The 12,024-nt window shown below is 54.3% G+C and carries 11 protein-coding genes; 3 read left to right on the forward strand and 8 right to left on the reverse strand.

Features of this window, described 5'->3' with window-relative positions; translation table 11 throughout:
* From ACGYLD_RS17140 to ACGYLD_RS17155, 4 genes are all read right to left on the reverse strand, one after another.
* The coding region (locus tag ACGYLD_RS17140; RefSeq protein ID WP_394403317.1) for a hypothetical protein at positions 1 to 182 on the reverse strand (182 nt) is incomplete at its 3' end.
* A gap of 357 nt (positions 183 to 539) precedes the next feature.
* Positions 540 to 1,481: an EamA family transporter RarD gene (gene rarD, locus ACGYLD_RS17145; RefSeq protein WP_394403319.1), complete on the reverse strand. Its 942-nt coding sequence runs from the start codon at positions 1,479 to 1,481 to the stop codon at positions 540 to 542.
* 116 nt (positions 1,482 to 1,597) lie between these two features.
* Positions 1,598 to 2,527, reverse strand: a complete 930-nt coding sequence (locus ACGYLD_RS17150; protein ID WP_394403321.1) for an aminotransferase class IV — start codon at positions 2,525 to 2,527, stop codon at positions 1,598 to 1,600.
* A 74-nt stretch (positions 2,528 to 2,601) separates the two neighbouring features.
* Entirely contained in the window at positions 2,602 to 3,570 is a 969-nt protein-coding gene (locus tag ACGYLD_RS17155) for a TAXI family TRAP transporter solute-binding subunit (RefSeq protein WP_394403323.1), read from the reverse strand.
* A gap of 194 nt (positions 3,571 to 3,764) precedes the next feature.
* Between ACGYLD_RS17155 and ACGYLD_RS17160 the strand changes: the two genes are divergently transcribed.
* Positions 3,765 to 4,454, forward strand: a complete 690-nt coding sequence (locus tag ACGYLD_RS17160; RefSeq protein WP_394403325.1) for a GntR family transcriptional regulator — start codon at positions 3,765 to 3,767, stop codon at positions 4,452 to 4,454.
* Positions 4,455 to 5,436: 982 nt separating this feature from the next.
* On the opposite strand, the gene ACGYLD_RS17165 is transcribed toward ACGYLD_RS17160, so the two are convergent.
* A complete protein-coding gene (locus ACGYLD_RS17165; protein WP_394403327.1) occupies positions 5,437 to 6,639 on the reverse strand; it encodes a hypothetical protein in 1,203 nt (400 codons plus the stop codon).
* A 49-nt stretch (positions 6,640 to 6,688) separates the two neighbouring features.
* Entirely contained in the window at positions 6,689 to 7,423 is a 735-nt protein-coding gene (locus ACGYLD_RS17170) for a hypothetical protein (protein WP_394403328.1), read from the reverse strand.
* A gap of 318 nt (positions 7,424 to 7,741) precedes the next feature.
* Here ACGYLD_RS17170 and ACGYLD_RS17175 point away from each other — a divergent pair, with 318 nt between their 5' ends.
* Both ACGYLD_RS17175 and ACGYLD_RS17180 read left to right on the forward strand, forming a co-directional pair.
* Positions 7,742 to 8,005, forward strand: a complete 264-nt coding sequence (locus tag ACGYLD_RS17175) for a hypothetical protein (RefSeq protein WP_394403330.1) — start codon at positions 7,742 to 7,744, stop codon at positions 8,003 to 8,005.
* Between the two features lie 249 nt (positions 8,006 to 8,254).
* On the forward strand, positions 8,255 to 10,429 hold the full coding sequence (locus ACGYLD_RS17180) for a P-loop NTPase fold protein (protein ID WP_394403332.1): 2,175 nt from the start codon (positions 8,255 to 8,257) through the stop codon (positions 10,427 to 10,429).
* A 356-nt stretch (positions 10,430 to 10,785) separates the two neighbouring features.
* On the opposite strand, the gene ACGYLD_RS17185 is transcribed toward ACGYLD_RS17180, so the two are convergent.
* On the reverse strand, positions 10,786 to 11,148 hold the full coding sequence (locus ACGYLD_RS17185) for a DoxX family protein (protein ID WP_295039788.1): 363 nt from the start codon (positions 11,146 to 11,148) through the stop codon (positions 10,786 to 10,788).
* Positions 11,141 to 11,776: a TetR/AcrR family transcriptional regulator gene (locus tag ACGYLD_RS17190; protein ID WP_295039787.1), complete on the reverse strand. Its 636-nt coding sequence runs from the start codon at positions 11,774 to 11,776 to the stop codon at positions 11,141 to 11,143. The genes ACGYLD_RS17185 and ACGYLD_RS17190 overlap by 8 nt, the downstream gene beginning before the upstream one ends.
* Between the last annotated feature and the right edge of the window lie 248 nt (positions 11,777 to 12,024).

A 12,024-nucleotide genomic window follows, 5' to 3' on the forward strand; every position in this document is an offset into this window, starting at 1 on the left:
CGCTCAGTGAACGAGCAACACCAGCTATGAAGAAGCAGGTGGACGCCAGCTCCTACACCACTCCCCGGGACACTACCCCCCAGCGAGGTGATCGGATCAGTCCCTCTGTGGTCGTACGTATTGGCATGCAAATCCGAAAGGATTGGGATCCAGCCGCTGTTGAATTGAATTGTCAGTGTCATGCCGGTCGCCCTGAACCATGGGAAGGTGATTTTCGCCCCATGTGACACCGGGTCGAGATGCGAGTCAACCACATGTTTTTAAACGGTTTTCGAATAATTCACCCACCCTGTTATTCGCACGTTTTCAAAGATCGGTATTTGCAGCCTAATGTGGGCATCCAGAGGGTTTTTGCGCTGTTTTTCGCAATACAGGCGCTTCTGAATAACGTTGTGGTCAATAAATTCGCACAAGAGCTCGCTGTGGTGAAAGCAAACCAAACTCTCTTTTGGAATGTTTGTGTCTACGCGCAGCATAGGTTGAAAAGAACGGGGTGCAGACTCTGAGCAGCCTTCCGGTCTTAGGCATCTACCCAGCGCTTAACCCTGCTGTACGGGACCCTTATCACGGCGGCTCTGACGCATTTGTTGGAGCATCGAGGACGAATAAAGGATCAGGGCCGCCCATATCATCGGAAAGGCAATCATCCGCGCGCGTCCGAATTCCTCGTCAAAGACAAAGACCGCCACGATGAAAATCATGGTCGGCGCGATGTACTGCAAAATTCCGATGGTCGAGAGTCGAAGGAGTTTGGCGCCGTTTGCATAAATCAACAATGGCACTGCCGTGACCGCGCCACAGCCTAGTAAGAGCCAGGTATCAAGGGGCTGCGCCGTAAGGAATTTTCCCTGACCGGTCGCTGTTAGATAGGCAATGTAGCCCAAGGCCGGGACCAGCAGGATGAGCACTTCAAGTAAGAAGCCCTGATTGGGCCCAATCGCCAAACCCTTCTTTGCCAGTGCATAAAACCCCCAGCTCAGCGTCAGGCCCAAAGCAACCCAAGGAACTGATCCAGTATCCAATGCCAGAACCAGAACTGCCCCGAAGGCAAGGCCAACTGCAACTAACTGCCGTTTTGACATGCGTTCGCCCAAAAGGAGCGCGCCCAACAGAATGCTAAACAACGGGTTGATATAATACCCCAGTGCCGCATCAAGTGCATGGCCCGAGGCAATCGCCCAGACATAAATGCCCCAGTTGACCGAAATCAGCGTCGCCGTCGCCGCGCCCATGAGGAGCGTTCGGGGAGAAAGTAGCGCTGCTTTTAAATCCTGGGTCCGCCGCATCACTACCAGTACAAGCACGGCAATGGGCACAGACCAGACCACCCGATGCGCAACAATCTCGGCAGCCGGAATGTGCGACAGCGCTTTCATATAGAGGGGCAAAAACCCCCAGAGCACATAGGCCGTGATGGCAAACGCGAGACCTTTGGGTGTGTCTTCGTTTGTCTTAGTCGTAAGGCTGTCAGGGTTGCGCATAGATGGACCTCCGCATCCGACCTAGCCCCTTCCGTGATTGCCTGCCAGATCCAAACTAAGCCGCGGTTAAAGCAAGTATCCCACAAGCCCCAAGCCTTGGACTTCAAGAGGAGGCATTACGCCAAACCTGTATTGCTGCTGACCAAATCTTTGTAAAGCTCGCGGAGGCGTCCTGTTATCGGGCGATCGCCAGCGCCAATACTCTTGCCGTCGATGCTTGCCACTGGCGTCTGCGCTCCAAAGGTGCCGGTGAGAAAAGCTTCGTCTGCGCCATAGGCTTCATAGAGCGAATAGTTCTTTTCAAAAACCGGGATATCGTTCTCCCGGCAAAGGTCAATTACCTTTTGCCGAGTAACGCCGTTCATGCAGTAGTCTCCGGTTGAGGTCCAAACTTCACCGCGGCGAACGATGAAAAAGTTGCACGCGTTGGTGGTGTTTACGAAACCGTGCGGATCAAGCATCAGAGCCTCGTCCGCCCCCGCCTCCTCCGCCTGAAGACAGGCGATGATGCAGTTAAGCTTTGAGTGGCTGTTAAGCTTTGCGTCTTGGCTCATCGGTAAGCCGCGGACCTGCGGCACGGTTGCCAGACGGATGCCTTGGCTGCTGAGACTGTCTACCGGTTTGGAATGCTCCATGATTAGAACGAGTGTCGGACCGGACCGGCTAAGACTGGGGTGCTGGAACGGCTTATCTTTGATCCCCCGAGTTAGCATCAATCGGCAATGGACGTTATTAGTCATTCCGTTTGCAGCAGCAGTGCGGTTCAGCGCGTCCAGCATCTCATCTTTAGTCAGGCCGACGTCGAGAGAAACGGTTTTGCAGGAGTTAAAGAACCGATCCATATGCTCGTCGAAAAACGCCCATTTACCGTTGTAAAGCCGTAGCCCTTCCCACATGCCGTCGCCGAGCATGAAGCCGGAATCATAGACTGAAACCTTGGCCTCGTCGCGATGAACGATCTCGCCGTTGACGTAAATCTTGATATCCCGGTTGCGGGCGTCCTCCTCCGCGTCATGGGTTGTGTGGCTGGTGTCTTCAGTGTTCATGGGGTTGGACCTTAGCTGACATGGGGGAGGGCCGCGCCGTGCAACTTGGCGCGGCTGTTGTATAGCCGGAAGGATTACATCCAGCCGCGCTCCTTGTAGTAGCGCATCGCGCCCTCGTGCAGTGGCGCGATGATGCCGTTGGAGATCATACCCTCTTCCTTGAGGTTCGCGAAAGCAGGGTGAAGTCCTTTGAAACGGTCAAAATTATCAAAAAGCGCTTTCACGATGGCATAGACTGCATCGTCGCTCGTGTTGGTGGAGGTGACCAACGTGGCCAGTGGGCCGTAGCTCTGAATAGTGTCGGGCTGGCCTTTGTAAAGGCCACCCGGGATGGTCGCCTTGGAATAATAGATTGTTTCATCGACCAGTTTATCCACTGCGGGGCCATCGATCTGCAAGAAGGTTGTATCGCAGGAAACGGTCGCCTCGGTGATATTGCCTACCGGATGACCGGCGGAAAACATGATGGCGTCAACCTTGTTGTCACAAAGTGCCGCGGATTGCTCTGCAGATTTCAACTCTGCCGCCAAGGCCAACTCGCTGATTTCGATGCCAATAGCATCGAGCAAAACTTCTGCCGTCGCCCGTGACCCTGAGCCAGGATTCCCGATGTTCACCCGCTTGCCGCGCAGATTTTCCATTGTGGCAATATCCGCGTCTGTGCGCGCAAGAATTGTTACAACGTCGGCGTGGGCCGACAGAACCGAGCGCAAATTTTCGTTCGGCCCGCTGTCAGCAAAGGCGCTCGTTCCATTCAGCGCATGAAACTGCCAATCAGATTGCACAACTCCGAAATCAAGGTCTCCTGCGCGAATGCCATTGAGGTTGGCGATGGAGCCACCCGTGGCCGGAGCCGTACATTTAAGGCCATTCTCGGCGCTTGCACGGTTCACCAACTGGCAAAGAGACTGGCCGACAACGTAATAAACACCGGTCTGCCCGGCTGTGCCGATAGTGATAAATTCCTGCGCTTGAGCTGTCGGGGCGGTCAGCCCCATCAATCCGAAGCTGGCAAGACCGGCTAAGCGTGAGATGAGCGACATGTTTTTCTCCTGTGGGTAAATCCTAACTTTCGACGTCGGTCCCCAAATTGGTCTTCTTGCCAATTTTTGCATTGCGCACGGGTACAACAAAACCTGAATAGCCATGCATTGTCCGATTGTCAACAATGTGACAATCTATTGAACTCGCCTAGATTTTTTGGCAGTGTTCCGTGAAACTCTAATGGGAGCAGGAAGTGGGATTTGCGTCAAAGACGGAGCTGCGACCTCTTGACGACGGCACCATTCGCCGTCGCGCAGCACAGATGCTCACCGAGCATATAGTTAGGGGAAATTTCGCTCCGGGCGAGCGCCTCACCGAACAGAAGCTTGCAAAAGCTCTTAATGTTAGCCGCGGACCACTGAGGGAAGCCATTCGAGAGCTGGCAGAAATTGGTCTGCTGGTTAGTGTGCCTTACAAAGGGCTCTATGTTCGTTCAGTCACGCGTAAGGACCTCGAAGAATTGTACTCTCTGCGCACCGCTCTTGAATCCTTTGCGTTCGAGCGCTGTTGGGAGAAGCGGACTGAAGAAGCCATTTTGGATTTAAGACAAAGGAGCGACGAGCTGAAAGCTACGATCGACGCCGACAGTGACGGTCGGCGGGCGATTGAACAAGAGTTGCACCTTCACAGTTGGTGCTTCGAACTTAGCCAACACAGCCTACTAATGAAAAGCTGGCAATCAATGCGTGTGAACGTATATTTCTACTTTTGGCTGCACCACCAGGCTCACCACCGCCAGGGGCCGCTGCGCCGATCTCATGATAAGTACGTCGATCTTGCCTGCGGGGATAGCCTTCCTCGAATGCTGGCCCATCTAAAAGAGCATATGCGCCAAGGCCTCGAAACAACAATCGAAGCTCTGTCGGGGGAATTAGATAAATAATTTAGGGATTGCTGCGAACCGACTGAATAGACTTTTTTGGCACTCATTGCCCAACTGATGCCTCTGAAGCTGCGTTTGATCCAGAAGGACACTGGAAGGGATCGCCCGCATTGATGCCCTCGAATTAGTCGTCGATGGTGGGCTAAGCGCGTCCTTCCGTCTGATAATCTAACCTGCCCCCGAGATCTCTCAGTCTGATGTAGAGTCTGCTTAGTCGCTGCTCTGCTACCCAACCTTGGAGCACCGGAAGCTGGAACTTCCCGACTGCTTCACGATGACGGGCTGATGATGCCATCAAGATAGTGCATGGCGATCGAGAATGCACGGGAAGATCAGTCTGATCCTGAAATTGGGGTTTGAGCGAGCAGGTATCCCCCTCCACCGTGCAGTGATGTCTGATCGGCACCTGACACGGGACGAGCCCGTTCTTCGGGAACGGCGCACGATTTTGTGTCGGATCGATGTCGTATGCTTTTCCATCTATCTTCCTGCCAAACTCTCGAGACTCAAAGTGAGTTTGGCGAGATCGCAAGGTCAAATTAATTTTTATATTATTTACAGGACCTTAATCTGTTTCGATTTTTTCGCAAACTTGAAGATCAGCGGTTTGTGGAAAATTCATGTCGCGTTATTCAGCGGCTTGTTGTCCCTACGAAGGGACTCACAAAATCCAGTTTGCGAAAAAAATAGTCGTAAACAATCTCGCAAAACCCAATTCTGATTACTTCGATGTCGGCGATGCGGACTTTCCTGCCGTTTGCTGCCGCTGCTCAGTTTGCGCTGCGATTGCGAGGGCCTTTGGAATGAAGGGCGGATTCCCGTCATTCGCCGCAGGCGCGAGGGCAGCCTTAGCATTCTGCGGAAGCCGACATTCAGCCGGGTTCCGGGGCGGCGCCGGCATGATCGACACCGAGGGCGGAGAGCAGAATTTCGCCGCGGCAGAGATGTCAGTGGCTCTTTGTTTCAAGGGCACTCGGCTCACTCAACTGCCGAAGATGGGCCCAATCGTTTCTGCACCAACGAAAGGGCCCGCCACCACTCGCAAATGGCTGTCCGGAATCCCCAACTCCAAACGAAAAACATCTTTCGGACGGCTTGGATTAGGGTCAATGATCGTTACGCGTGGAACAGACCTCCGCCGCAGAAACGCTTCCCTAAATAGGTCGAGGCTCTTTAGGTCAGTCTTGGGAAATGAGTAACCGATCACGAGCACTTCGTCGCAATCTATAAGCGCATTGCCAGCCTGCTCCCAAAGCGTTTCAAACAAGCTGCCAAAGAACTTATAGCTCTTTTCCTTAACCGGTGGAATGATTAACGGCATTGACGGCAGGCCATTTTTTCCCGCTTGGCCTTCAGGCATCCATGGATTCTTAGGCTGGAATTTAACAATAAGGTAGCCATCAGGAGCCGGCCGGCCCGGAACGTCTGTCAGGTTGGGCGGGTAATAGCCGTAGCTCATTGGGGCATAGCCGGGTGTATATCGACCTGCATGTGTCGCATAGGGACGCGTGGCATGCTCATAGACAAATAGAGAATCGGCTGGAAGCGCATGCGTCAGAACCAATTCTTCGCCCTCATATACTGGATGGGACGTTAGCCAGTTAACCGACCCGTGCAATTTGATGAGCTTGTTGGACGAAGTTCGGTCGTCTGGCTCAGTCCAACCATCGCGAAACAGTCTATGCGGCGAAATCCCGTATCCATTGTCTGGCGACCAGTCAGTCGCCTCCATCAGCGCGCGATCCATAAGAGTATCCCAGTTGAAGGTCAGGACGACATCTTCAGGTCCAAGCGAGTTTGCGAGATCAACGTGGCTCTGCGAGACTGGGCCGTTAGCGATTTCGTTCAGCGCCGTAGCAAAAAGAAAGATAAGCTGATTGTAAGGCCTCGAAAGAATTATTCGATCGATCCCACCCGGCTCTCTTTCAACACCGGCCAGCTTGACGGCTATCTCGCTATGTATTTCTTCAATGTCTACACCTGCTGCGAGGTAGGCATCCGTATCCTCTATGCCTTTCTGAGATTTGAGATAGCTTATCAGCCCATCACGCAACACCCAAGGGTTTGAGGCTGCCTTCAACCTGAAGAATGTTGGGAAGAAATCATTTGCAATCGGCATCCGTTGTCCAGTAGGAGAAGCCCCGTAGCTCTTCGATGCACCAGCCCCCAGAAGTATCACCCGCATTCGTTGGCCCCATCATTCCAATCTTAATAAAAATTGACTTTCTATTTCTCTATTGAAGGTCAGTCGTTTTTTTGATCTTAGGCCCCCTGCTAAGCTTTCGGCTTAGAACCTTGTATGATGAAGTTGGCGCTTGATTGCCGGCGCTCCACCCCGACCTAACGCCAACTTCTATTCCGGCCCAATATCGAACCCACAATACGAAAAAGAACACCACGGCAACTCCGAAGCCGTAGTGGGGAGCCGAATATCCGAAACGAGCAACCAAGCCAAAGAGTAGGATGACGAGTGCGGCGCTCCAGAACCCAGCTGTTGCCAAAGTCATCCAACTGTTCAGTTTTGAAACGCTAAACGACCGTCCATTTCTCTCTATCGGCACGACGTAGGTCTTATAGATTGCACCCGTGAACTCTTCTTCCAGAAGGTCGATGTGTCGTTCCCAGTTGTCTTGCCAGTCTTTCGAGCCGCGCTCTAATGCCACCCAAAGGGTGGCGGAGAGACATCCCAGCAATGAGAGAAGAATGCCAAATGTAAGTAGGAACGGTTCTATCTGACGATCTGCCTCATTCAGCATGCCAATAGCGACTCCCGCACCTGCCAAGAAGGCCACCTGAAACCCCCAGAAGTAGAGAGAACGCTTCCAATACAGGTCGATCTCGAAGTTCCTGACAGACCAAGCGCGGTCAAGCGCTTGACGCCTTGCGCATGATCGGTCGGGTCCAGCCAAGCCGGCCGCTGTTAGGTATTCTTCTCTCAGAGCTTTCAGCTCCTCATTATCACAGCACATCCCATGCTCCCTGAACTTTTGTCTCCTAAATTTTCAAGCAAAATTCGCATGATGCCGAATACGAGGAGATTCTCTTCTTGCAAGTCACCCCAGTAGTGGTGTCCTAATACCTTTGAAATCCATCCTCGCCCGGAAGAATGCTGGCGCACAAGGGTGGAGAATTGGCACCTGCGGAGGCCAACGTCCAATCCGACGAAGCTGCGTCGCATAAAGTTGCAAGCGTATTACTGTCAGCTTTGGGCCGCAAGTAAACGTGTATTCGCCCAGGCCAAGTCGCAGAGGCGTTGCATGTTCGTTATGGCACTGTATCTTGCGGTCATGGAATTCACATACCCTATCAATCTCGTTGGTTTTGAAAGCGGTGTCGAGCGCGGTGACGTTCTGACGCGCGATGGCGAGTATCTCGGCGTTTGGGCATTTATTAAGGACGAAGACAACGAAACCGGTGTGCTTCACTTTGTTGCGGACGGCGAAAGTGAGCCGATGTTCACCGAAAATGTTCCCGTTCTGAGTAGTGGAATCCGGACCGGGATGGCCATGAGCGATCTCTGCCGCTCCATTCGAGACTGGCACGAAGTTTAGTCGGGAAAAACATCACTGGCCACGGCAACGGTGATGCGGGTGCCGCGAAAGACCGGTTCGGGGAAGATGCGGCGCAGCTACGGCCAAGCTGGCGAATGACCAGAGAGGGCCGGTCGCGACAGTCCACTCGGGACGGTGAGCGGACTATAGCTACGCGCGCGAACAGCTTATATTGCTGGTCACGAGAGCGGACATTCGTCTCCTTCCCTGTCCGCAACTTCCCTACGGCAAATCTACACAAGGTAACGGATGAGTAATTTTGATGACGTCCCAATCACCAGCCCCGACAATGACCGATTTGGCTTTGATCCGTTCGCCAGTGCCATCAGCGATTGCATTCGTAGCGTGGAGAACCCGCTTGGTAGCGTCGTAGCGATCTATGGCCCTTGGGGCTCTGGTAAGAGCAGCGTTATCAATCTTGTCCGGCACCACCTTGCGAAGGACGCACCCGATCTTGATGTGATCAGCTTTCCGGCGTGGATGTATCGCACCGAAGACGCCCTCGCCGTGGGTTTTTTCAAGGAACTCTATGCTGGACTTTCACCTGTCCTGTCGGACAAGACGAAGGCCGCTGGGGCACTTCGTAAGTTGGGGGCTAACCTTGCAGGCGCAAGCAGCCTGGCAGGAATGGCCGTCGGCTTGTTCGCAGGGTCAGTGGGAGAGAAAGCAACGACTGCAACCCTGGACGCACTTGGTGGCTTCATAGAGCAGGGAGAAACTGCGGAGGACCTACAGGCAACCTTAGCCGAGGCCCTTCTTGAAGCAGGGAAGAAGTTCCTCGTCGTCATCGATGATCTGGATCGCCTTTCACCGGAGGAGGCACTGGTCATTTTCCGGTTGGTAAAATCGGTAGGACGGCTTCCAAACGTTATGTATCTCTTAGCCTACGACCGCGAGGCCACGGAGCAGGCCGTTGCACGTCGGTTTCCGTCCGAAGGTGCGCACTACCTTGAAAAGATCATCCAAGCGGGGTTCGAGCTTCCTCAACCCGATCAATCACATCTGAACATCATGATGGGTGAGGTGCTGAATGGGTTGGCCGCCGATCTGCCTGAAATTGATCCCGTCGAGTTTGGCAATTTGTTCCATTCTATCGTAGTGCCGGAGCTAAAGACGCCACGGGATGTATTACGGTTGGCCAATACGCTTTCGATTACGATCACCCCCATCAAGTCGGATGTCTTTTTTCCAGATTTTGTGAGCCTTGAGACTCTGAGAGTGTTCCGGCCAGCGGTCTATAGGGCCATACGACAGAACCGATCAGCCATCCTGAATGCTGGTCACAACAATGGGAGTGACCAGCGTGATGCCCGTTCTGCACGATACACATCAATGCTTCTGGGCAGTGAGCCTGAAGAGAATCATGAGCAACTTCGGGAAGCCCTCATGAGACTGTTCCCTCAGTTGCAAAACGTCTTCGCGAACATGTCGTATTCCGGGACCAGAGAATGGGCTTGTCAAAGGCGGGTCTGTTCATCCGAGCACTTTGACACCTACTTCCGATATTCGATCTCCCCCAAAACGATCCCGAAGGCAGAACTCAACTACCTCCTTGATGACGCACGAACAGTTGAAGAAATTCAGGGTCGCGTTCGGGAGGCCATTGGGACCACTCAAGCGGAAGGACGAACTAAAGCCTCTTATATCCTTGATGAGTTGACGGCCCACGGACCCAACATCTCACTCGAACAGGGCCAGAAGTTGCTTACCGCATTGTTTGGCATGGCCGACGAATTGTTCTTGGACCAAGATGAGGAGCGCGGTTTCGCATCGTTCGGCGACAACAGGCTCAGGCTGTATTGGCTGTTGCGATCCATACTCAGAGACCGAACTACCCTTGAGGAACGATCCGAGATTTTGGCAAGGGCTGTTGCCGCAGCCACCTTGCAGTGGCACGTCGATTTCAGCAATTCGGCTTGGGAGGATTACTACCCCAGCAATCCTGACCGCGATCCTTCTTCAGAAGCGGAAACGCTCACAACTGAAACCGTGGCGGAGCAGCTTCGAGGCCAAACACTCGAAATGCTTCGGGCAGCGGCTTCCAACGGCACTATACTGTCTTCAAATAGTCCTGCCCGCCTGCTTTTTGAATGGGACAGGCTACAGCCTGATGGAGCTGGTGAGGTCATGTCCTACACAACTCAAGCTCTTGGAGACGATACAAAGCTCTATCAGCTTGCTGTGGCATTCTTGGGAAAATCCTACAGTCATGGCATGGGAGGCTTCGGCGGTGAACCTGCCGATCTTGTGCAACGAGAGAACGACCGCGCACAAGTGGATAAAATTGATCGACTGCTTGATGTGGGCGAGTTCAGGCGGCGGTTGAATGAGGCCATAAGCAGCGATGCCCTTAACGAGCAGCAAAAGTCTGCCATCAGCCGGTTTCTGGCTGCATGGGAACGGCGCGACGCCGGTGAAGATTGACGATACCGAATGGCAGCAATGCGAATTGCGGTCGCAGCATTCAAAAACTGTGTTCAAGGTCGGCTTGGGGCCGGCCGCACCAAGCGCGCCCATGCTGCCACTGCGAAGCCTCCAACGGCTTACGCGGTCAGTTTGGGGCTCGGAGGAGACATTCTCCGCGTCTCAGCACAAAATTGGAGAGCAGATGGCTGCTAAGCGGACGTTCCTGCCGTTCGCTGCGTCCGCGAGATCATAGCAGATGCCTGGCCCCACATCGGTAGAACCAAGCCAGAGCTGTCTGATGCGAATATTGCGTGACAACCACAACGCAACCGCCAAAGCCGCCACTCATGCTCAGTCCAGCAGCATGCTCGCGTTCAACTTTGGTCGGCGGAACTGCCGATGCGGTAAGCGAAAAAAGCCGTCGTCAGCGCCACGGCCAGAACCAGCAACGGGGCGATGGCATGGCTGAATTCGCCATGCGACAGAACCGTGCCCGCGGCTCCGAGCATCACCAGGCTGGCGAGGCCTGCGCCCCAGAGCCGAGTCGGACGCCAGGCGATAAGCGCCGCCGCAGTCAATTCCAGCACGCCGGTGACATAGTGGAACCAACCCGGATAGCCCCATCTTGCGTAATCGGCGAGGATGGCTTCAGAGGCGAAGATATTGCCGATCCCGCCCACGACAAAGAACGCGGCCAACAGCCAGGCAAGGACCGATTTCCAGGGAAGATTACGCATGTCGAGTATTGTCTCCGGGCAAGACGCCATGAAGGAAAGTAAATACCGTCTCGCGCACATGATGCGCGCGTTCGGCAGGAGAAAGCGGAGCAGTATGACCGGTCAGCGCGCGCAGTTGCGGGCCGGCCGTCAGCAGCATGACGAACTGTTCGGCGCGCATTTCGGGCGACGGGCCGTGGCGTAATCGGGGCCGCCTACCAAGCCATTCAGCGAGGATTGCCGTGCCGGCCTCATGTCCCGACCGCAGGATGGCCTGCGCCAGGTCGGGGAAACGCTGACCGTTGGCGATCATCAGGCGATGCAGGGCCAGCGTGCGCGGCTGCAAGACGATCTCAAGCAGCCTTTCGCCAAACGTCGTCAGGGTCGGGCCGATCTCACCCTCACCGATATCAAGATCCCGCAAGGGCTGGGCCTGTTCATCACACAACCGAGTGACGACATCGATGAACAGCCCCTGCTTTCCACCGAAACGACCGTAGACATTGCGCCGTGAGCCACCCACCCGGCCGATGAGTTCGTCGATTGACACACCTTCGTAGCCGTGTTCGAGGAACAGCTCTGCGGCCGTATCGGACAGCGCCTGAATGCGCGCCGCGCCATGCACAGTTCGGTGATTAACGGATTGCATGCCTTGCCTGTCTGTTGAAAATCTTACGGTAACATACCGTACCAAATAGTTTAGGCAACCTTTATCAAATCATGTCGCACATGAGCAGGCGAAACAGCGGCTTTCGGGCCGCGCCTTCCGCGGCACTCGAGCACAGCTAGCCTTCCAGTTGCCTGGCTGAATGTCTCGGATGGGCTCAAAGCCGACCTCGGATGCGGCGCAGCATCATATGGTATGATGTCTTGTCAACGTCGGGTTGTCGATGTGGG

The organism is Sulfitobacter sp. 1A12056 (genome assembly GCF_043558125.1).
Classification (GTDB): domain Bacteria; phylum Pseudomonadota; class Alphaproteobacteria; order Rhodobacterales; family Rhodobacteraceae; genus Sulfitobacter; species Sulfitobacter faviae.